Origin of the sequence: Stenotrophomonas sp. GD03877 (genome assembly GCF_029840555.1) — a bacterium.
Taxonomy (GTDB): Bacteria; Pseudomonadota; Gammaproteobacteria; order Xanthomonadales; family Xanthomonadaceae; genus Stenotrophomonas; species Stenotrophomonas geniculata.
Map to the genome: position 1 here is coordinate 92,233 of NZ_JAOCCT010000015.1, position 21,020 is coordinate 113,252.

The window sequence follows — 21,020 nt, forward strand, 5'->3', positions numbered from 1 at the left end:
TCGCACGACAAGAAGAATCTCATGGCAAGCAAACGCGCTAAGGCTGATGTCGTCATCGTCGGCCTGGGTTGGTCCGGCTCATTGATGGCCGAAGAGCTCACCCGGGCTGGACTGAATGTGGTGGCCATTGATCGTGGCCCTTGGATGGATACGTCCACGCACACCCCGCCTGCGGTCGACCCCGATGAGCTGCGTTGGGGACAGCGCAAGGAGCTCTTTGCGCCACCGCGCGAAAACACCGTGAGCTTTCGCAATCGCTTAGACCAGATCGCAGCGCCGCTTCGCGACTTTGGCATCTTTGAGTTGGGCGGCGGGGTGGGTGGTGCTGGCTTCCATTGGGCGGGCATGGCTTGGCGGTTTAGCCCGTGGGATTTTGAAGTGCGTAGCCGAACCATTGAGCGCTATGGCAAAGCCAAGGCGGACGATGGCGAGTTGCAGCTCCAAGACTGGGGCGTGACCTACGATGAGCTCGAACCGTTTTATGACCGCTGGGAGCGCATCGCCGGCGTGTCGGGTCAGGCGGGCAACATTCAAGGCGTAATCCAGGCGCAAGGCAATGTGTTTGAAGGGCCTCGCAGCCGCGACTATCCCGCGCCCAAGCTCAAGACGCTTCGGATGATGGAGCTCTTCAACGACGCCACGACCCGCATGGGTTTGCATCCCTTCACGATCCCCTGCGCCAACATATCTCAGCCTTATGTGAACCCCCTTGGGGTCACCATGGGTGCTTGCACCTATTGCGGCTTCTGCTTGGCCTATGGCTGTGGCAACTTCTCAAAATCTAGCCCCCAGGCGTGCATCTTCCCCGTCCTGATGCGCCGGCCGAACTTTTCGGTCATCACCAAGGCCTGCGTGACGCGCGTAAACAAAGCGGCCGATGGGAAGACTGTCACGGGCGTGACCTATGTGGATGAGCACGGAACGGAGGTCGAGCAAGAGGCCGACATCGTGTGCCTGACCGCGTTCCAGGTCGACAACGTGCGCTTGCTCCTCAACTCCAAGATCGGCCAGACCTATAACCCAGCGACGGGCGAGGGGACCATTGGCCGCAATTTCAGCTTCCAGACCATCTCCGGCACGGACATGTGGTTTGAAGACGAGCAGATCAATCCGTTCATTGGCACGGGCGGGCTTGGATCGCAAATTGACGACTACAACGGCGACAACTTCGATCACGCCAAGCTCGACTTCATTGGTGGGGCAGGCATGCTGACGCTTTCACGCGATGGCGCGCCCATTGCCAAGGCCGCCAACTTGCCGCCAAGCGTGCCGCGTTGGGGCTCTGGCTTCAAGAAGGGCTACGCCAAGTATTACCAGAACTACGGCGTGATCTTTAACCAAGGCTGCTCCATGCCAACGCGCTTAGGTTCGCTGGATTTGGATCCGAACTACAAAGATCGCTTCGGTGTGCCCTTGCTGCGTTTGACGTATGACTATGCGCAAAGTGATCGCAACATGGCAGCATTTACCCGGGACCGCGCCGTTGAGATCGCGCGCGAGATGGGCGCGTCGCATGTCTCGGCGTTTAACTTTGCCGACAAGGCATTCACTACTGCGATTGTGGCCTCCGATCATGTGGTGGGTGGGGCCGTGATGGGGGCTGACCCCAAGACGTCCGCTGTGAACACCTGGCTTCAAAGCTGGGACGCACACAACCTCTTTGTGGTGGGCGCTTCCGCATTTCCCACCAATGCTGGCTACAACCCGACCGGCACGCTTAGTGCGCTGGCCATTCGCACCGCCCAGAAGATCCACCAAGACTACGTGCGCGACCCGCGCCCCTTGGCAGGAGCCTGAGCCATGGTTCGCTGGAAGAAAATCAGCTTGGCGGTTGCCCTGGTTGCCCTTGTTGTGCTGGCCACGCTGGCCTGGACACGCTTTAACACGAAGCGCTCGGCCGTAGCCAACGACACGGTGACGCTTGCCCAAGTGCGTGGCGCAGATCGTGCTGCCGTGGCACGCGGCGCCTATGTCATGCGCACGGGCGATTGCATGGCGTGCCACTCGGCAGGGCAAGGTGAGTTTGCCGGTGGCTACAACATCGACACGCCCTTCGGCCGCATCGTGTCATCCAACATCACACCCGATCCCGAAACGGGGATCGGCGGTATGACTGAGCGCGACTTCTTCAATGCTGTGCGGCATGGCCAAGGGTCCAAGGGGCTTCTTTACCCCGCAATGCCCTATACGGCCTACCAGCGCCTGACCGATCAAGATATGCACGATCTCTGGGCCTACATGTCCACAGTTGCCCCGGTCCACAATGAGATCGAAGAAACCGCAGGGCTTGGCTTCCCCTTCAATATTCGCTTGGTCATGGCCGGGTGGAACCTGCTCTTCTTTGACAATCGCCCCTTCACGCCAACGCCGGGGCTGAGCATTGAGCAAACGCGCGGGCAGTATCTGGTCGATGGCGGCACTCATTGTGCGGCGTGCCACAGTCCGCGCAATCTGTTGGGCGCTGAGAGCGGCAAGGGTTATATGCAAGGCGGGAACTTGGGACTTTGGTATGCCCCTGACCTCACACCGAACCCACACACAGGCCTTGGCGGCGCAAGCGAAGACAGTGTGGTGGAGTATTTGCAAACCGGCTCCAACGGGGTGGCAGTTGCCACAGGCCCCATGGCCGAAGCCGTAGAGCACTCGTTCCAACATCTGGAAGAGTCCGACATTCGCTCGATTGCCCGCTACTTGCAAACCCTCCCTGCTTCCCCTGGGAGGCGGCCGCAAGCTATCGCGCAAGACACGCCTGCCATGCAGCGCGGAGCGCTGCGCTACGAGGTCAACTGCTCGGCTTGCCACGGCGTGAGGGGGGAGGGGATGGGCGGCATGACCGCCGCGTTTGCGGGCAACCGATCCTTGCAATCGGATGATGCGACCAGCTTGATGCACGTCATGCTTGTAGGCGGGCGCGCAGCGGCGACGGAGGCCAAACCAACAGGCGCCGGCATGCCGTCCTTTGCCTGGAAGATGAGTGACCGGCAGATCGCTGAGACGCTAGACTACATCCGAAATTCCTGGGGCAACGCAGCCAAGCCCGTGGACGAGGCAGAGGTCGCGCGCCTCCGGTCGGTGCTCTCGGCAAGAGATCAGCTGCCTGCGAACTAGCAATGGAGCCGTTCGCATTATTAAGCGCCAATCGTGGTGGCCGGAAGCCGGGTCAGTCTGTTTCCCGTTCGGCCCCGGTGATTGCTGGGCAGCGGGCCTTAGGCAATGCCATTCGTCGTGCACGGACGAGCCGTGGGCTCACACAAATTGAACTTGCCGAGGCGTTGGGGATGCATCGCACGCAGCTTGGGCATGTTGAGCAGGGGAAGAAGGACTGCCAGCTCTCGACCCTGATGCGCTTGGCAGACGCTTTGGGATTGCCACTGTCGATGTTGGTCAGAAGCGCTCAGCTGTGAGCTCCAAGAGGATGCATGGGGCGAGGCCGTTGGAGCGTCGAGGCGTTCGTGCAAACGCCAGGGCATCGGAGCTGCGCAAACTTGCTCAGCCTCCATATCCAGGTATGTTTCGAGGTTTACTGACCATGGCATTGACAGTGGCAGCGTTGGCCGGATTGGGTGTGATGATGGGACTCTGTTCGGGCGCGGCGAGGTTGACGCATGGGCCATCCGGCGTCAGGTCTACGCCACCTTTATCATCGACAACGACGATGGCGCCTACTTCCAGAAGCTCAGGCAAGAACGCCTTGATGACCGTCCTCGGAACCAATAGCCATCCGGCGTCACCTCCCTGCAAACCCTCACCTACCGTTTCGAAAAACGGGGTGCGTGACTCGCTAAGCCGATGCGAATACTGACGGCGTTTCAAGACTTCGCTCACAATGCAGCGCTGATCTAGCCGATTAACCGGGAGGGTGGTCGCATTCCCATGTTCATAGACCATGTAGTGCACCCAGTTTATCGCTTCAACGAGGATGTGGAGGTCCTCTTCTGACATGGACGTTAGCCGCGCGGCTGCTCCCAGTGTGTCCGCGTCTTCGGCAAACTCTTCATAGCCGGAAAGGCCAGCCTTGGCCATGAGCCGGCAGGTGAACGCTAATAGCATGGTGAACTGGAAATGGCCATTAGATGTGCTTGCTGGCTCCCTTCGGACGGAAAGAAGGCCTGGCGTGTCAATTTTCTTGGCCTGAAAGAGCGCAACTTTTGCGCGCTCGTCATCATGACCTATGACGAGGCAAAAATCGGCACCTGTGGCAGTCTCGCTCAATGGCGAGTGGGCCCCGCCGTTCTTGCGAAATGTTCCAAACCGAAAGTCCGCGATGCCGGTCGACGCTTGACCATTAAAGGCGGCAAGCAATGGGGCCGCTATTGCCGTTCCTCCAAGGATAGTAGAGGTGTAGCTCTCCTCATCATAGTCCTGGACACCTGCAATCGTCTTGGTGCGTTGCATGGTCCAAAGGAGGGCCAAGTGCATGGGGTCGGTTGGCGTCGTTTTAGACGCGAAGTCATCGCTCGAACCCATCGGGAGCTCTCATTCTGAAAACGCGAACATAGCATTGCCGCAACGCAGGGGCGAGTCGCCAGCTTAGGCTACAAGCTCTCTCGATAGATTCGTAGTGCGTCAGGCGAGCGTCGGCCAACGGCTTGTAGAAGCTTCCCACCGCCGAAAACGGCGCCTTCTCCCTCATTTTCAATGCACTGGACCAAGCGTTCAGACCAATCTGAGGGGATACATTCGGTCGTGATGATTGGGCCGGCTAAGAGCGAGCTAAGAACGCAGTTGCCTTCCTTTCTTGGGCGGCCTTCGTAGCTGCGCAGCGCGTCAAGCAATGAGACTTGCGTTGCGAGATCTGCATCCATGAACAGGTCCATAAAGCGAGATCTCTGCCGTTCGTTTTCAAGCGCAAAGGCGACATACCAGCACCACTCCGCCCAGAAGTGTCCTAAGGTATCAAACCGAGGGGACTCGCTTCCTGCGCGCCATGCTCGCCAAGTGCTATCCCCTTCAAGAACGACCCCGTCGCCGTCGCGTGTCAGGCTCATGCCAAAAGGCTCGATGGCATCGTTGGCGTCTTGCAAGCGTGGAAAGAACATTTTTGGGCTCCGTTGGATATCCTTTGGTAGGCCAAAAATAGGGCTTGTCAAGTGTGCTCAGTCTTGCCAAGGCGCCCAAACCCTTGAGCGCCTGGGGAGCACCAGAAGCGTCAGGGTGTAGTCGAACTGGTCAGCGCTGATCTTCATTTCCTTAAGGCTGAGCCCGTCTTCTGCATGCTTGAACCACACGCGTGCGGGAAGCTCCACACCCAGCCGTTCGTGCGCGATCTGACTGTTAGCAGCCAAGGTATCCTCACCGATGGCAATTGCGCTTTGCCGCGCACGGAAGAACGCGCCACCAGCCCGTGCCGATCGGCTCGAGATCGACCAGTTGATGAAGCCATCGGTGTGAGAAATGAGCACGGCGCAATGGTCGGTGTGGTCGATCCAGCGCAATGCAGCAGCAGTTAGCGATACGCCATACCGATCGGCGCAGTCTGCGAGCACCTCAAAGTCGGCGCCGTCCTGTGTGCTTTGGCGGAAGTCATCCAGGGGCATCAGAAGCGTTGCCGCAAAGGCGTTGGCCTGGGCTTCCATTGATGCCTCTTGCTCGGTCAGACTCACCATGTCTTGCGTGGCGCACTGAAAGCCGTTGATGCGGTCTTGTCGGTGCAGCAGGTAGTGGCCAAGTTCGTGAGCTTGCGTGAAGCGGATGCGACCAGCAGATTTCAGCGTCTGGTTGTAAAGCAGCATCCACTTGCTCCGAGTGTCGTTCGGGAACAGTGCGCCTTCAAAAGACTTGATGTCAGCGGATTCGACGTCGGTGATGGGGTCATCCCAGTGGAAGATCTCTGCCGCCCCCTTGGCTAATGTTACAACGTCAACTGGAAAACGAGGGTCCCCGTGTGCCGCCGACATTGCGTTGAGCAAATGCGTCAGACGGTAGGCAGCTTTAGAGGCAGTTAGCACATCAGCGTTCATTGGCCAATCCTTTGGCAAAGTTAGGACTTCTTGAAGGTTTCCATGATCCTGCGCATCTGCTCTTTGGCGGTTGAGTCAAGCTCGCCGTAGTTCCTAAAGAACGCTTGGTCGAGATGCCGCTCCTCAGGACTTGTCGCTTCCTCATCCAGGAAATAGGACACATCCATAGATAACGCCTTAGCTAAGGCGGCGAGCTTCTCAACCGACGGGCGAGGGGACTCTCGGTTTTCCAACTCCCACAAATAGCTCTTACTCATGCCAGCAGCATCAGCGAGGGAGTCAAGTGTGAAACCCTTTTCGCGCCTTAGGTTCTTGATTTTATTGCCAAAAATGGTGGACATCGACGGTTCCTTGGAGGCCGGCACAGCGCCAAGTGCTACTATACCGAACAAAAGCTTTGACAGGAGCGAACGATGGGGCAAGATCGTCCTGAAAGTTCGCTCCACCGAACAAAAAATATTGCTATAAAAACGTGACTCAGTTCACATTCCAACCAGGAGTCGTGCTAGAGTCCAACGCAAAAGGGCCCAACCGGAAGGTCGAGCCCAAGATATAGGGGGTGCTAATTTTTCCAACACAACATGCAGTGGTTCAGAAGATCACTGCGTGAAGCAAAAAACCTCACCTGTACGGCGTTCAGCCGGTGGGGTCTTTAAGATTGGCTGCCTCGTAAACAGCCGTAAAAGTATAGCGCTCCGCAAAAGAGTGTCAATACACCAGTCTTGAAGTTGTCGGATGAGCGCCCTCAACCAAGAGGACCACCGGCCGTGTCTACAACGACCGCTACCCCTCGTCCTGGCTACAAGCTCATCTTCCGGGCAGTCATTACCTTGAAGAACGGCAAGAAGCTCCACGCTTCTGCTGCGGGCTTGAAAGCTTGGCCGATCTGGGTTCCTGACGTGTAGTCAGGTGATGTGCGGGGCGGCGATGCTGCCCCGCCTTCAACGGTCAGGACCAGTCGCCTCTTGTGCTTTTCTTCCTCAACTGTCGAGAACTTCAATGGCTACCAATCCACCGAAAGGCGACGGTCACCGCAATGGCGCGGTGCGCAACCGGTCGCAAACCCAGACCCCGGCCGGCAATTTCGTCAAGCGAGACACCGGCACCGGGCGCTTCATGGACGTTAAAGCAGACAAGACGCCCTTCAAGGGCGTGCGCAAGGAAAAGTAAGTAACGGTCGGTGGTGCTCAGGCGCCACCGACCACTTAGCTGCTGTCAATTTCAGGAGAAGCGCTTTGCCGAACTTCATCATCAACCAAAACGCCCAGACCAACGGCGATCACGAGGTGCATAACACCACCACGGGATGCACCTTCATGCCACTGGCAGCTAATCAGATCAGTCTGGGCTCTCATTTGACTTGCGGGCAGGCTGTGGCCGACGCGAAAGCCCGTTGGCCGCAGAATCGCATCAACGGGTGCTATTACTGCGCCAACGCGTGCCATACCAGCTGATGCGTCATCCAGGGTGCCGGCCTATGCCGGCGCCCTTTCTATTGCATGCCGAAAGCGCGACAGCCGAAGCCAAGGCTGATGCTCTTCAACCGAGTCGAGTTCGCTGAGGAACGTGCGTGGTGTTTGGCCCCGGCTGGTCGCCATGCTGAACGTAAGAAAACGATGAAAAGGCGCGCCAAATCCCATGGCCTTTAGGCGTCGGCAAAGGAGCGGGCAGCTCGTCCAAATACGTCTTGCTCTATAGCCAATTTGCCTCATAGCTGGATGCTCAATCAACGGAGCATCTATGGCCATTTACCACACTCGCGTCAAAACGTTCAGTCGCGCCAAGCAACACTCAGCCGTCGCGGCTGCTGCCTATCGTGGCGCACTCTGTCTCACCGATACACTGACCGGTATCGTTCACAACTATCAAGGTCGTTCAGGCGTCCAGCGCGTCATCTGCATCAGTCCCATCGGCGCGCCTGAGTGGACCGAAGATCCTCAGCATTTGTGGAACGCAGTCGAGGCTGCTGAGAAGCGCAAAGACAGCACGGTGGCTCGCGAGTTTGAATTGGCACTCCCTCACGAGCTCAGTGACGATCAGCGCTGGGAACTTGCACTGGACGTGGCCCGGAAGCTCGTGCTGCGCTTCCAATTCGCTCTCCAAGTGAGCATGCACGAGCCGCCTAAGAATGCGGATGCGCGCCACTACTACGCCCACCTCCTGGCAACGACACGCAGAGTGGATGCGCAGGGACTCGCTCAGAAGACGCGTGAGCTCGATGGCGTCATCAATGGTAAGCCACAGGTCGAATGGATTCGCGCAACCATTGCCCAATCAATCAACGACCACCTTCGACAGGCCTCAGATGCAGCGCGAGCGGCGCTAGTTGCGGCGCAATCGAAGGTTCGACCCACATCTCCGGGGCATTTGTTGTCGAAGCTCGTCAAAGAGTTCGAGAGCGCAATGCTGGCTCAGAAGAGAAAGGATGTAACTCAGGCATGGTCTGGTTCTGACGATTCGGTTTTCTTGAACAACAACGATGCAGTGCTAGCGGCATGGCAAAAAGCGAACAACGCACCATCGCAGCGCCTGCCGTAGGGCGTCGACAACGTCGTGCAAGAGTCCCGACAACGAGTGGTCTGCTTGGTGCCTCGCGCACCAAGCACGCTGTCATCGCGCCATCTGGCTGGGCCCAGCACTCAGTCCCGCGTTAAGCACCTAGTTGTTACTGGTTGGTCAGCCGTCAGTGCAGGTAGGGCGCGATGACTGCTCGACTGAGCGCATGAAGATCATAGCCGCCTTCCACATATCGCTCTAAAGCGACATGGATGCGGGCGTCGGGTTGCTCTCCGCGATCGGCTAGGCATCGGAGCCAGAAGCGCACATGTTTTCGGCGCGATTCTGTTGTGTTTGGCTCGAAGTCGGGAAAGTCTGAGGTATTTGGATTGCAGGGAAGTCTATTCATGCCTGATTCCTAACAGGAATCAGGATGTTGTCAAATCTCCCGTGGACCTACGGATGAAACGGACAGAAAACTTGCGCGGTTCACCGTCGGACTGCTGAAGTGTGGATTGACATACTTATGGTTGACGATAGGTTGCCCACTGGGGGATGGCCATGGAAACGATCAATCAATCTAGCGGTTCTATCATTGCAGATGAGGCTGCGAGTGTTGTGTATTTCCGCAGAGCAGGCCTTTTGTTGTCGCGCGCCGACGCTTGTGACAAGCACTTAAGGGATCGCTGGTGGCTGACGAACGAATCAGGCGGCATCTTCTGGTATGCCAATGGAAGTAGTACGGTTTCGTCACTGACCGAGGTGTGGGAGCAATGGTGGCTCAGGTGGATGAGGATCTGTTGGCATGAGCGCGCCGCCCGCAAATTCGCTCGCGCCTATCTAGATGGGGGTGCTGTGATGAAGGCCGACGTCGAGGCATGGTTGGCTAGCGGTGCTTATTCCCCATCGGCAAGTTCGCAAGAGACCTGGCCTTGGAGATCGGCACAGGCCAGCTTTGCAGGCGGCCCTATCCAATTGGCAGGCTGGCCTTGGCATGAGCCTATGCCCTCGTCACGACATTGCCCTGCCATGATCGACCCTGATCGGTGGATGGAGAGGGCCCGACTCAGCTCGGAGATATCGTCCCGGCAGCCTGGGGCCTTCGTGTCAAACCTTCGCCGCCATATTTTGCAAGAGGAGTTTTTCTTGGAGCGCGATCGCGCCATAGCTTCGGCACACGCATTGCATAGCGAGGTCAGCGTTGTTGTCGGGGGCGGCTCGATCCAACGTCTATGACCTAGCGTAGTGCGGCTTGACTGCCTCGGGAGGTTGCTGCGAGAGTGCTGGAATGCAGACCAAAGCCATCGCACTCCTCATAGTTCCGCGTTTTGTGCCGGGTGCAAAGCCTCTGCCCCGAGCAAGTCTTAGCCCAAGCGATGTGGAGGTCCTTTCCGCCGCATTTGTTTATCAAGAGCAAACCGCTGAGGTCGGATCCCTCGCCCACACTATTCTTGATGAACTGGTTAAGAAGGACTGCTGGCTTCTTTGCACCTGTAAAGGCGATGAGCTCTCGCTGGCGCCCATACTTTCCATCGCTCGAAAGCACTCAGCGGTCCGGCCTCTGACATTGGTGAGAAATAGCCGCCGTGGTTTGCATGACGCGGCATGCCGATTTCATCGGCTCCCAGGTGCAGCTCAGGGTCACAGCCTTGCCGAGCGCGAGGCCGTCGTCGCATTGGGGGTTTTGAGATCAACTGATGGTTCGACGGCGAGTGGGCCGAAGCGTAAAGGTTCAACGGGCACATCGAAATCCACATCGACGCCGCGACTGGCCCGCGTTCTTTTTACCTTGTTGGAGCGTGCCGGCCTGAATCGAGTCCTCGCCAGTTCCCGATCCATTAGTCGCGACGCAACCAAGCTTATGGACGCTGCGCAGGGCCTTTGGATGGACAAAGAAAAGACCGTAGCAGCGACTGGTTTTATCGGTCCCAATCTGTATCGCCTTGATCAGATTGCAAGGAGGGTAGAGGGCGCGTCCAACTGGCCAAGATCGCTGTCGCCCCATGGGTTTGTCATCGGCCTTTGTGACCGAGAGCTTGATGTGGGCGGAAGCACTCACTTGATCGATCCCTTTGACCGAGCTGCTCCTCCACACTCCTGGGAAGTGAAAGGTCGGGTTCGTTTGCCCGGTCCAGGAACGATTGGACCCTATTTGGCTATTGGCCTCGTTGCCAAGGTGGCCGGGAAGGAGTCGGCCGAGATTGTTCAGGCGTATGTCCATCCTGCTTACGATTTCGAAAGCCTGTTGCTCGTCGACTCAGACTTAGAACGCCAGACGCTTGCCATTCTCATTGAACGGCAAGCTGACATGAAAGAGCGCAAAAATCCCTACTCGATCATCAAGCCCTATGTGGACCTCATTGAGCCTGAATCCAACACGCCCTACCGCCCGGATTTCGTTGTTAAAGCTGGAAGTCGCGAGATTGCGGTGGAAACGATGGGTTACGTGGATGAGGAATATGTGGCAAGGAAATCCCGAATGCACGAGGTCATGCGTAGCCGCTATGACGAAGTGATCGAGCATCGCCCAGGGATCAACGACGATGATTTGCGGGCCAAGATCGAGGGATTTGTCGGCTATAAGCCTGCCTGACGTCATCTTCACCCTCGTGTCGACTCAGACGCCAAACAGATGGCCCTAGGATATTGCTAACCGCTGCCTCCCCAGCGGACGCATCTGCCAGAGTTGGCAGTTGGTTCCGCAGGCCGAGGTTTGATTGACTTGCCGTGGGCTCTGTCAGTCGGTTGCGGGACCTCAGGTATCGGTCTCGGTGCCGGGACGGCGAACAAGCCGTGGCGTGCCCCCTGTCTGCCACGGCGCGATGCTTTGGGTCGTGTGCACTCTGCGTTCGCTTTCCTGTGCTCAGATCAAGCAAGGGTCGGACTTGTTGGAGGTAGGAAAAGGCCTACGTCTTAGCGCGGAGAAATCCGACTGGACTGCGGTAGGGTGTGGCGAGACCGTGAGGCGCCTCACATTTCGAGGCGTGGAGGTGGATTGGCAATGGCAGATGATCTGAGCAAGCGCGGCCCACCTGATGGCATTCGCATCAATGTGAATGAGGCCTGGGAACTCCGGGATTGGTCCAAGCACTTCAACGTCACACCGGCAAAGCTCAAAGAGGCTGTGGCGGCTGTCGGCGTGATGACCAAAGATGTAAAGCGCCACCTGGGCAAGTGAGGGCGAGGAGGGCGGGATCATTCCGCCCTCTTCTTTGATCTGCTCAGTTGCCGTTAATTGCCTGGTTCAAAAGCTCATACCAGCGATTCATCTCCGCTTCGTTGCCGAACTTGATCGTCCAGACAGGCTGGTCGACGTCGCGCACACTCACCGTCAGCGTGCCTTCGCGCTTGGTGTTGTGCCAATGCTTTTCCCAACTGCGCACGTCAGCAAGAGTGTAGATTTTGGTCTGGTTGCGGGCGCGAAACTTGATCCTGAATCGCTCAGGAGACAGCGCGACGGCGCTCGAGCGCGAAAAGTAGCTTCGTGCGTAATCTTGCTGAAAGTTGCTGCGCTCGCTGCGCAGTTTGAAACTGCGGCCCAAGCCAACAAGCACAAGCGCGGTGGCGCCGAGGACGAGCAGGAGGAAGAACGTGCCGACGGTCATGGGAACTCCTGATTTGCTCTGGGGTGATAAGCGCGGGGCTGCCGTGCGAAGCGCGTCGCGCTCAATTAGAGGGTGCGACTGACCACGCCGATCACCTTCCATGCGCCGCCGACGTCAGCGAAGGTGAAGACACCGTTGAAGTCTTCGTCGAAGCGACCATTCATAGCCAAGACGCGGGCCTGGACGGGGCAGTTGTAGCCACCGTCGCCTTTCTCACACTTCCCGAGAGAAAACTTGGTCAAGCGAGCGTCGTCAGACCCGTTGGCCTTCACAAAGACAAGCATCGCGTCCTCTGCTTTATTTGCAGACGGTCCCGCAGAGCACGCAGTCAGCAGCAAGGCGGTGGTAAGCGAAGCCAGGAGGGTCTTGGGCATGGTCATTCCTTTGAGGTCACAAAGTGGATGGATGAGGGTAGGAAGGGCGAACAAAGCGATAGGCAGGTCCCGGGACCCGGCCTGAGACCGCAAGGTCCGGTATGGACGAGCAGGTTTGAGCGAGCGTCAGGCGATGGAGGAGTGCCGATCCCGAGCAGGCTTGCCAAAAAGGTTACGTCAAACGTATGATGCGTTCAACGTAACTTTGCGTTGGGCGTAACTGACGTTCATCATTCCCAGATGAACGCGCTCGCCCTCTCGATCCAGACCCTTATCGCGACCCGCATGAAGGAGGTCCGCAAAGCGTCTGGCGTCTCTCAGCGGGCCCTGGGGAAGAGCGTGGGGTTAGATGACAAGCGGGCAGGGCCCTACATCAGCCGCTATGAGAGCGGCGTCCATGCGACCGACTGGGAAACGACATTGAAGATCGCCCAGTCTTTGGGCGTGTCCGTGGCATATTTGGTTGCCGAGACGCCGGAACTCGCCGAGCTGATTAAAGCCGTCCAGGACTACGAACCCGAAGAGCTTCGGGCACTCGCGGAGGAGATCCGGGTTCGCCACGCTCAGATTGAGCCCACTGCGCTGGATCAACCATAGCGGTTTGCCTGCGTAGAACGCCACCTCCGCAGCGAAAGCTGGCCGAGCGGGTAGGCTGCTTTTAAGATGGGGCAACCTATCTGCGATCTGCCAATGACTTCGGACCACGACGACGCGCGTCAGCCAGACCAAATGCCGGGCGCACGGCTCACCCGTGTGATTGACCGACGCCTGGCAACGCGGCTTGTTGAGGAGTTGCATCGCAGTCCGGCCATCAGTGCCTTCCAAGCGTCCCAACAGCATTCCATCTTCGCAACCATGCAGGCCATGGAGTCGCCCGCCAGCCGCATTGCGAGAGAGCTGGCCAACAGCGACGTGCTGCGCCTATCCTCAGCCCTACAACAGCAATGGGCCGAGCGCACGCGAGAGATCAGCCAGTTCGCTGAATTGGCCAAGCGGTCATCCATGGCGCTGCGCCAGTCCCTCATGCCTTGGCAGCCGGTTGTCAGCGAACTCGCGATGGCTGCAAGCCGAACGGCAAATGACATTCTTGCTTGGCGCGACCGGTATGCGCCCCAACGCGACGCTGCCGTTGAGGCGATGCGCCGACTCGAGTCAAGCATTGGACCTGTCAGGCGCTTGGCTGAGCAGTTCGGCGAGCAGTTGCACATAGCAGCGCAGCTGAGCCAATCGCCGGCGTTTCAGTCTTGGCTATCGGAGATGTCCAGCGTCGAGATGCAAGAGCGCATGGAGCAGCTTTTGCAGGAGGCGTCTGAGGATACGTCAGCCTCGTCACCAGACATGGCAACGCCCCCTGCTCCAATGCAGGCAACGGCAACATCTCTAGTTTCATGGTTGGTGGGGTGTTTGGCTGCGTTGCGCTCATCGGGTCTACCGCATGCAGACCGAATGGTCCTCTACGGATATGCGCTGACAATCGCTTGCTTCCTCTATACGGAAATAGGAAGCAATCAAGACCACGCTGAGCACATGGCCAAGATTGACGCGCAAAGTCAGGCGATGAACTCCAAGCTTGACGAGCAGAATCGAAGCGGGCGTCAGATGGTCGCGCTAAATCAAGCCATGTTGGATCTAGAGATGGCTGATCACACCTACCAGGTCGTCGTCCGTTCCGCTCCATTTCGGGCAGAGCTCTCTGAGCCAGCCACGCACTGGTTGCCTTACGGTGAGGAAGTGCAGGTCCTGCGCGCTGCCGGCAAATGGCGTTTTGTCCAAACGGTGGACGACGAAGGCGCGTTGCGGTTCGGATGGGTCCTGAACAAGCATTTGGAGCGCCTCACCGAGCCGGACTAATCGTTCCATTTCCGGATTGTGGCCACCAGTTCTTGCATGCGTTTGGCCCAGTCAAAGCGTGGGGCCATGATGGCTGGTGTGGTGTGCTCGCGAGAGGCGAGGGCAAGCACAACCTTGTCGATACTGGCCCGATTGAGCTTGGCTTCAACGTAAGAGTCGCCCTTCTTCGTCCTGGATGCGCTTGGAAAGAAGAGCTCGAACTGTGCAGGATCAACCGGATCAGCTTTCAGGCTGAGTGCCTTGCCAATCACTGAGCCAGGCAGGTAAGTCTCAATTTCTTTGCCCGCAGTCACCCACATGTAGCCATCCGGGAGCTTTGCGATCTCTTCTTGCGCTTTGACCACGCGCGGTTTGAGCGTCGCGCCCTTAGAAGATCGATCGCTATCGCACACCAGCGCGGCGTTGCGATTGAGTCGGATGAGCTGGATAAGCGCCTCGGGGTTGGGCGCGGTCGGATCGACAAAACTTGTGCGAGCCAACAGCGAGCCACCGTAGAAGGCGCAGGCGTAGTCACGGCCTTCCAAGAGGCTGCCTTCGGAGAAGGTCTCAATCCAATGGTTTAGGTAGATAGCATCTGAGGGACCTTCAACCCAGATGATGCCATTGGCCTGCAAGATGTCTGACGCGCGTGCGCCTAGGTCACCGACCACTTGGGAATGATCGAAGTGTGCCGAAATCGTCTGGGTCGATGCAGCGGTCCCATCATGCGAAACCCGCACGAATTGGGCGTGATCCGAACGACTGAACTGGTCCAGGGTTGCACTGGAATGGGTAGTCAGGAAGATGGTGCACCCGTTCTGGACGGCAAACTCGTCGATGTATTTCAGGAGACGCCGGAGCAGGGAAGGATGAAGGTTGTTTTCCAGCTCTTCAAACGCAAAGACGTAGTCACTCGCACTTTTGCTTTCGAGCATGGGGACAATCAGAAGATTGAGAAGCACCAAGATAACGGTCTTCAAGCCACTGCCGGAACTGCTGAGCGGGATGAGCCCCTTGAGAGCCTCTTCCAAGAAGATCTCCCATTCGCCACTTGCCTGCTCATGCACCGAAATTGCAGAAAAGGAGCCATCCGGGCCGAAGATATGGTTGAGCGCTGCTCGCAATTCGCTTTGAACGAGGCGCCGCGTCGCCATGATGTTGTCCGCCCGGATAAGGTGGTCGCGGATGATGTTCGTCGCGCCTTGCCCGTCTGATCGAAGAGCAAGCTTGGCGGCGGCGGGCTCATTTCGGATGTCGCGATCAGCCAGCATGTGGCGGAAAACTTTGTCGGCAAATGGGCCCCGGAGTCGGCTCACTGCCTTGTTAAGCTCCACCTCAGTCGCTTCATTAACTTGATGAGGGAGAATTCTGCCCCATGCATCAGGCCTCTCCTTCGCCCGATGTGACAGCTCACTCACGAGCTCGTGGGGGTTCTCGATCCAACTCACTGGTGTGTCAACGAACCGCAGTCCGTGAAAAGTCCAGTTGCTTTCAGTGTTTGGGACGCCTAGGGCGCCAGAGCGCTGAGAATTGGAAAAAATTCCTTGCAGCGTCCCTTCGTCGAAGGTGCCCGTGAATCGATACGAGGCAGGAAGGCGCGACTTGCTGCGATCCGGCGAGCAGAGGCTCTGCACGACCTTCAAGAGCTGCGACTTGCCGGTGTTGTTGCGCCCGATGATGACATTGATCAGCTTGAACTCGTCGAAGCCGCAGAACTCTGTGGTGAAACAGCTCAGACCCTTGATCTTGACCCCGGTGATGGGCATAGCATTCCTTGCAAATGTGGACTGGGCGACGCCCCGTATGATGGGGTCCTCTCTGTGACCCGCATCTCAGTCTAGCGCGAGAGCAAACGGCGCCAGTGCTAACCACGGTTTCGCCCTATTCATATTTCGTTCACCAAAAGATACGCTCAGCGTAAGTTTTTTCGCGAATTGGTGGCATCAACGAAGACTCAGTTTTGAGCGTGGAAGACCCCTAAAAATCAAAGTCAAAACCGCACTTATGGTTTCCGCTTCGCGTAAACCGTGCGGCCTGCCCAGGGTTTGGCCGAGCGCTGGCGCGCTCGCATTTGACGGGGTCAAATGGCCAGGCAGGCAGACCAATCGAGTCGCAGAGGAAAGTGTGAGCTAGCGCTCGTTTACGCAGTTGACCGTTTGCACTAGACGAAGACAAGTCGCGCCTTTAATTAAGCGCTCCATTCACAGGAGCCCTACTAAATGGCCATTTATCACGCAACACTGAAATCCTTCTCCCGTGGCAGAGGCGAGTCCTCTGTCGCCGCTGCCGCCTATCGGGCGGGATTTGATCTTGTCGACACGGCGACCGGTCTTTACCACCGCTACTCTCACCGCCATGGCGTTGCTCACCACCAGATGCTCGCGCCAATTGGGGCGCCCAATTGGTGCTACGACCCTCAAAAGTTTTGGGACGCCAACGAGGCAGCGGAAACACGTGCCAACGCCCGCGTTTGCCGTGAGGTCGAAGTGGCCTTGCCGCATAGCCTGTCAGACAGCCAGCGCAAAGATCTGGCCCTGGATCTAGGGCAACTGCTCGTGGACCGCTACCAAGTCGCCGTGTTGGTTGCCATTCACGCACCCTCGAAAGAAGGCGATCAGCGTAATCACCATGTGCACTTGCTGATGTCGGCGCGAAAGGTCGACTCCAAAGGACTCGGTGAGCGCGCCGGCATGGCGTTTGACTCGCGACAGGGCGGCGGTGCCAAGGCCATTCGGGAACTTCGCAAAGCCATTGAAGGCGTCATCAATGCGCACTTGGAGCGCGCTGGCGGCACGGATCGAGTGGACCACCGGACCCTGAGGGCTCAAGCCCGGGAAGCTGCATTAAAGCAAGATTTTGTCCGCGCCAATGAGCTCAGCCGCCCACCAACGAAGCATATGGGCAAGACCCGGACCGCGATGATGCGCCAAGCCAAGAAGATGGGTGTGGATCACACGCTTACAACAGGGAGCTTTGTGGAGCGGGTCATTAGTCGACGCTTGCAAACCGCCGCCCCAACGCATGGCGTGCCCAAAGGGCACTCCCACCAATCTGCGCTGGCGGATCGTGCGCGCGAACAGGCGGCGCTACCCCAAGTCACGACAGGAAAAGGAAATACGGAGGGGAAAACGGGCCCGGTCGGTGGACGCATCATGCCAACAGCCGTGCCGGTAGGGATTACGCGAAGGATTAGTCGCGTCATGCGTTTGGCGCGGGCGACTGGGCAAGACGCTGACGTTCTCAACGCCGAAGCAGAGCTCGTCGAACAATGGTTGGAGAGCCAGCGCCAAGCTGCGCAGGACTCGCTCGATATGCTCCGAAGCGTGGGCGGCATCCAGATCGAACCACAGTTTCAAAAAGCCTACACCACACTGATGTGCCGGCGAGTCGACGCCTATGCGACCAGTCCATTTTTGTATGAAGACACTGAACGCTTGTCGCAAGCGGTGATGAGCTATGCGCACGCTGTGGTGAGGCCCCGGCGGGCGCGAATGGCCTACCTGTCTGCTCGGGCTAAGCTCTCCGAGCACGAAGCTTCGCCTGCGTCACGCGAGGCTGCGCGCGCCAAGCAGCGCTACTTCCGCGCCAAGGCGCACATCTCCAAGCGTGCAGCGGGGCTGCAAATGGCCGCCATTGACCAAGCCCGTTCACAGATGGTGGAAGCGAGCGCGCACCTCGAAAACCGATTCAAGATTAAGGACCCCCGTGTCTCCGCGACCGTCTTGGAGTTGAGTTGCGATGACCTAACTCAGGTGGGGAGAAATGCGGCTGGGGAGCTGGACCTCCACCTCCGCACACCACGGCCGCGCATCTAGCACGTCGGTCCTAGAATTAAGCCCCAGCGACAACCGGAGGTCGACTGGGGCTACTTTATGTTGCACGCCTGCCATTGTGACGCGGGCTAGGCCAAAGTCGGAGGGCTGGAGACAACCCTTGCGTTGGTTCAACCTGACGATATGCTGGGCGGACTAGCCCACGGGAAGGGCGTCTCGGCAGAAAAGCGATGTATCTCGAAAAGGTATTGATGCAGAACTACCGATCGTTCGATACGCTCGAAATACCGTTATCCGAAGGGCTGACCGTGTTCGTGGGAGAGAACAACGGCGGGAAGAGCAATGCCATTGACGCGATTCGTCTGCTGACGTCGCCGTTGAGTGGGCGCCGGGAAATCTACTGTGAGCCATCGGATGTGCGCTTTGGCAGTGCGGAGCGCCGCTTCGACATCGAGGGTCATTTCACAGGGCTCAGCCCAGGACAGAGGGGACGTCTGATCACAGCTGCGACCGACCCACACATTTCGGGTTGTTCCTTTGGATTGCGGTATGAAGAGAAGGCTGGACGTATTCCAGGTCGCGCCCAGTTCTGGGCGGGGCAGCATCGTGGTGTGGCGGAGCAGGGGGCCCACGAGATGGTGCGGCATGTTTACCTGCCGCCACTGCGAGACGCCAAGCGCGCCTTGGCGTCCGGTAACTCCACACGCATTTACAGCCTGCTTAAGCACTTCCTGGGAGAGATGACTTCCGACGAGCTGGCGGCGGCGCTTCAAAGGAAGACCAATGCTGACGTCCTTGACAGGGTTGGCGCAGCAGTTGGGGTCAGTCTAGGGGCTCTGACAGGTGGGGTGCGCCAACAGGGTGCATCGCTCGGCTTTGCCAGTGATGAGAAGCTGCTCGACATTGCTCGTGACCTGCGTTTCAGAATGGCCGACCACGATATCGAGCCGGAGGATCTCCGGTATTCGGGCCATGGATATGCCAACTTGCTCTACATGGCAACCATCGCTATTGAGCTTGAAAAGGTTAGTGAAGCAGATCTCACGATATTCCTTGTAGAGGAGCCAGAGGCACATTTGCATCCCCAGTTGCAGGCCGCAGTTTTGAGCTTTCTCGATGATCAGACGCAAAAGTCACGAGAACGTGCTCTGCTTGCTAAGAACGCTTGTGCCGGAGAGCTACAAGTTGTGGTGGCTACGCATTCTCCTAACCTTTCCGCGTGGGTTGACAGCGCTAAACTTGTGTTTTTCCGCTCAGCCAGCCCTAAGGGTCGAGGCGACAACAAGCCAGAGGGTGAGGTCGGTGAACCGGAGACTTCGCTCGCTGGCGTTCCCGCAGAAGTTATAAATGACATTGAGCCTAGCCCGGTGATTGCCGCTTCGCGCCTCCGTCGCTATAGCCAGGTCATCCCATTGGCGGGCATCGTGCTGGATGCCGTTGAGCGCCGCAAGGTGGATCGCTATCTTGACGTAACAAAATCAGCCATGCTCTTTGGTGGACGCGTGCTTTTGGTTGAAGGCATCGCCGAAGCACTCCTTCTGCCCGTGATCGCGAAGAAGTTTGTCCTTAAGGATCAACCTGACAAGCTCAGGCTGTTCCGCTCAGCTGTTTTTGTCCCAATTGATGGCGTTGACTTCCAGCCCTATGTCAAGCTGCTGCTCTCGCGTTACGCGGGTGCTTGCATCGCTGATCGGGTCGTTGTTATCACTGATGGCGACAGGGGGGAGACACAAGACGGAGCTGGAACGGCTGGCGAGGCGCGCAGGGACGCGCTTTACGACACAGCCGTGCTCCTCGGAAGTCGCGATCTTCTCGATGTGGAGATCAATGACTACTCCTTTGAGCCTGCTTTGCTTGAAGCCGGAAACGGTGAGCTGATGGCAAAAATATACTGCCAACTGCACCCTCGCTCCGCCGACAAGTGGGGCGCCGCTATGAATCTTGTCGGCGCAGAGCGAGCGTTGGCGATCCAGGCGATCTTTAAAGACGTTCGAAAGGGCGAATACGCCCATGCGCTAGCGGAAGCGCTGGGCAAGGATGGGCAGGTGTTTAACGTCCCTGCGTATCTTGCAAGCGCAATCAGCAAGCTGACTGTATGAGAGCCCCTTCTACGTTCATCCCTACCGCTCAGCAGGCCACGATCATCGGCTACGAGGGCTCCGCTTTCATTGAGGCGTGCCCGGGGGCGGGAAAAACGAAGGTGATGGTCGAGCGCGCCCGTCGACTCTGTTCCTCGAAGGCTTTAGCTTTTGGTCAAGGCGTTGCCTTCTTGTCTTTTACGCGCGCAGCCGTCTCTGAGCTTGAGGCTCGTCTTGATGCAGAGGGTGTCATCGAAAGGCCGTCGTATCCACACTTCATCGGCACCTTTGACAGCTTCGTATGGCAGCTTCTCGTTGCCCCGTTTGGCGTCCCCGGCGTGGCGGCACCTCCGCGCCTCCTGCCAGACAAAGGAAAGCTGCTGATTTCGCCAAAGGTCGGCCTGAGAAGCCTAGCGCTTGATTGCTTCGATCGAGACACAGGGTGCGCCATTGAGGGAGAACTGGCAAAGGCCGGTTTTAAGGGATACGTGAAGAGTTACGAAACAACAGCGCAGAAGGTTCGTGAGCGCTTTTTACAGAGAGCTGAGCTCGACTACGAGGATGCCCGTCGTCTTGCTCTGATGCGACTCCGACAGCCTGACACGGCCGCCGTCCTGATTGAGGCGCTGCGCGCCCGTTTCGTGGAGATCATTATCGACGAAGCTCAGGACTGCAATCCTGTCGACTTGGAGATCACTGCATGGCTTCGGGACGGGGGCGTGCCTACTAAGGTCATCTGCGACTCAAATCAGGCGATCTATGGATTCAGAGGCGGCGTGGGTGAGGAACTCGGAGCCTTCGCGACGACATTTCCTGCACAAAGTCGCTTGGCACTATCCGGTAATTTTCGTTCCGGAAAGAACATTGCGAAGGCACTTTTTGCGATGCGTGAGCCGGCGGTAAG

At 57.9% G+C, this 21,020-nt stretch carries 21 protein-coding genes; 13 read left to right on the forward strand and 8 right to left on the reverse strand.

Going from position 1 to position 21,020, the window contains the following annotated elements; all coding sequences use genetic code 11:
• The first annotated feature begins 21 nt into the window (after positions 1–21).
• Genes N5D20_RS13015 through N5D20_RS13025 form a run of 3 tightly spaced genes read left to right on the forward strand, consistent with a single transcriptional unit; the run spans position 22 to position 3,404 of the window.
• Entirely contained in the window at positions 22–1,797 is a 1,776-nt protein-coding gene (locus N5D20_RS13015; RefSeq protein ID WP_279915019.1) for a GMC family oxidoreductase, read from the forward strand.
• Positions 1,798–1,800: 3 nt separating this feature from the next.
• Positions 1,801–3,108, forward strand: a complete 1,308-nt coding sequence (locus N5D20_RS13020; RefSeq protein WP_197578512.1) for a c-type cytochrome — start codon at positions 1,801–1,803, stop codon at positions 3,106–3,108.
• A gap of 2 nt (positions 3,109–3,110) precedes the next feature.
• Positions 3,111–3,404, forward strand: coding sequence for a helix-turn-helix transcriptional regulator (locus N5D20_RS13025; protein ID WP_197578511.1), 294 nt, complete (start codon positions 3,111–3,113; stop codon positions 3,402–3,404).
• 85 nt (positions 3,405–3,489) lie between these two features.
• On the opposite strand, the gene N5D20_RS13030 is transcribed toward N5D20_RS13025, so the two are convergent.
• The 4 genes from N5D20_RS13030 to N5D20_RS13045 form a co-directional block, all read right to left on the reverse strand.
• A complete protein-coding gene (locus N5D20_RS13030; protein ID WP_197578510.1) occupies positions 3,490–4,467 on the reverse strand; it encodes a hypothetical protein in 978 nt (325 codons plus the stop codon).
• Positions 4,468–4,535: 68 nt separating this feature from the next.
• The gene (locus tag N5D20_RS13035) at positions 4,536–5,039 is read right to left on the reverse strand and encodes a hypothetical protein (protein WP_197578509.1); all 504 of its coding nucleotides are present in this window, start codon (positions 5,037–5,039) and stop codon (positions 4,536–4,538) included.
• 57 nt (positions 5,040–5,096) lie between these two features.
• Positions 5,097–5,960: an ImmA/IrrE family metallo-endopeptidase gene (locus N5D20_RS13040; protein WP_197578508.1), complete on the reverse strand. Its 864-nt coding sequence runs from the start codon at positions 5,958–5,960 to the stop codon at positions 5,097–5,099.
• Positions 5,961–5,980: 20 nt separating this feature from the next.
• Complete coding sequence (locus tag N5D20_RS13045; protein ID WP_019184228.1) at positions 5,981–6,301, reverse strand: helix-turn-helix transcriptional regulator; 321 nt, start codon at positions 6,299–6,301, stop codon at positions 5,981–5,983.
• A 658-nt stretch (positions 6,302–6,959) separates the two neighbouring features.
• Between N5D20_RS13045 and N5D20_RS13050 the strand changes: the two genes are divergently transcribed.
• The 3 genes from N5D20_RS13050 to N5D20_RS13060 all read left to right on the forward strand — a co-directional run bounded on the left by N5D20_RS13050 (position 6,960) and on the right by N5D20_RS13060 (position 8,498).
• On the forward strand, positions 6,960–7,130 hold the full coding sequence (locus N5D20_RS13050; protein WP_019184226.1) for a hypothetical protein: 171 nt from the start codon (positions 6,960–6,962) through the stop codon (positions 7,128–7,130).
• A 65-nt stretch (positions 7,131–7,195) separates the two neighbouring features.
• Positions 7,196–7,414 (forward strand): hypothetical protein, encoded by a 219-nt coding sequence (locus N5D20_RS13055; protein WP_197578507.1) that lies wholly within the window; start codon positions 7,196–7,198, stop codon positions 7,412–7,414.
• Between the two features lie 286 nt (positions 7,415–7,700).
• A complete protein-coding gene (locus N5D20_RS13060) occupies positions 7,701–8,498 on the forward strand; it encodes a MobA/MobL family protein (RefSeq protein WP_197578506.1) in 798 nt (265 codons plus the stop codon).
• A gap of 145 nt (positions 8,499–8,643) precedes the next feature.
• On the opposite strand, the gene N5D20_RS13065 is transcribed toward N5D20_RS13060, so the two are convergent.
• Positions 8,644–8,865, reverse strand: a complete 222-nt coding sequence (locus N5D20_RS13065; RefSeq protein ID WP_279915020.1) for a hypothetical protein — start codon at positions 8,863–8,865, stop codon at positions 8,644–8,646.
• Positions 8,866–9,744: 879 nt separating this feature from the next.
• Between N5D20_RS13065 and N5D20_RS13070 the strand changes: the two genes are divergently transcribed.
• A complete protein-coding gene (locus tag N5D20_RS13070) occupies positions 9,745–11,049 on the forward strand; it encodes a hypothetical protein (RefSeq protein WP_197578505.1) in 1,305 nt (434 codons plus the stop codon).
• A 408-nt stretch (positions 11,050–11,457) separates the two neighbouring features.
• Positions 11,458–11,634 carry a DUF3606 domain-containing protein gene (locus N5D20_RS13075; RefSeq protein WP_004149767.1) on the forward strand — a complete coding sequence of 59 codons (177 nt, stop codon included), beginning with the start codon at positions 11,458–11,460 and terminating at the stop codon, positions 11,632–11,634.
• A gap of 43 nt (positions 11,635–11,677) precedes the next feature.
• Here the strand turns inward: N5D20_RS13075 and N5D20_RS13080 are convergent, their stop codons facing one another.
• Both N5D20_RS13080 and N5D20_RS13085 read right to left on the reverse strand, forming a co-directional pair.
• Positions 11,678–12,061, reverse strand: coding sequence for a hypothetical protein (locus N5D20_RS13080; protein WP_197578504.1), 384 nt, complete (start codon positions 12,059–12,061; stop codon positions 11,678–11,680).
• Positions 12,062–12,126: 65 nt separating this feature from the next.
• Positions 12,127–12,435, reverse strand: a complete 309-nt coding sequence (locus tag N5D20_RS13085) for a hypothetical protein (RefSeq protein ID WP_197578503.1) — start codon at positions 12,433–12,435, stop codon at positions 12,127–12,129.
• A gap of 240 nt (positions 12,436–12,675) precedes the next feature.
• Between N5D20_RS13085 and N5D20_RS13090 the strand changes: the two genes are divergently transcribed.
• Together N5D20_RS13090 and N5D20_RS13095 are read left to right on the forward strand one after the other, a co-directional pair.
• On the forward strand, positions 12,676–13,032 hold the full coding sequence (locus tag N5D20_RS13090) for a helix-turn-helix transcriptional regulator (RefSeq protein WP_197578502.1): 357 nt from the start codon (positions 12,676–12,678) through the stop codon (positions 13,030–13,032).
• 93 nt (positions 13,033–13,125) lie between these two features.
• The gene (locus N5D20_RS13095) at positions 13,126–14,286 is read left to right on the forward strand and encodes an SH3 domain-containing protein (protein ID WP_197578501.1); all 1,161 of its coding nucleotides are present in this window, start codon (positions 13,126–13,128) and stop codon (positions 14,284–14,286) included.
• Here the strand turns inward: N5D20_RS13095 and N5D20_RS13100 are convergent.
• Positions 14,283–16,031, reverse strand: coding sequence for an ATP-binding protein (locus N5D20_RS13100; protein ID WP_197578500.1), 1,749 nt, complete (start codon positions 16,029–16,031; stop codon positions 14,283–14,285). The two genes, N5D20_RS13095 and N5D20_RS13100, sit on opposite strands and share 4 nt — an antisense overlap.
• Positions 16,032–16,484: 453 nt before the next feature.
• On the opposite strand from N5D20_RS13100, the gene N5D20_RS13105 reads away from it, so the two are divergent.
• The 3 genes from N5D20_RS13105 to N5D20_RS13115 all read left to right on the forward strand — a co-directional run.
• Positions 16,485–18,080 carry a MobA/MobL family protein gene (locus N5D20_RS13105; RefSeq protein ID WP_197578499.1) on the forward strand — a complete coding sequence of 532 codons (1,596 nt, stop codon included), beginning with the start codon at positions 16,485–16,487 and terminating at the stop codon, positions 18,078–18,080.
• Positions 18,081–18,268: 188 nt separating this feature from the next.
• Positions 18,269–20,137: an AAA family ATPase gene (locus N5D20_RS13110; RefSeq protein WP_197578498.1), complete on the forward strand. Its 1,869-nt coding sequence runs from the start codon at positions 18,269–18,271 to the stop codon at positions 20,135–20,137.
• The coding region (locus tag N5D20_RS13115) for a UvrD-helicase domain-containing protein (protein ID WP_279915021.1) at positions 20,134–21,020 on the forward strand (887 nt) is incomplete at its 3' end. The genes N5D20_RS13110 and N5D20_RS13115, both read left to right, overlap by 4 nt.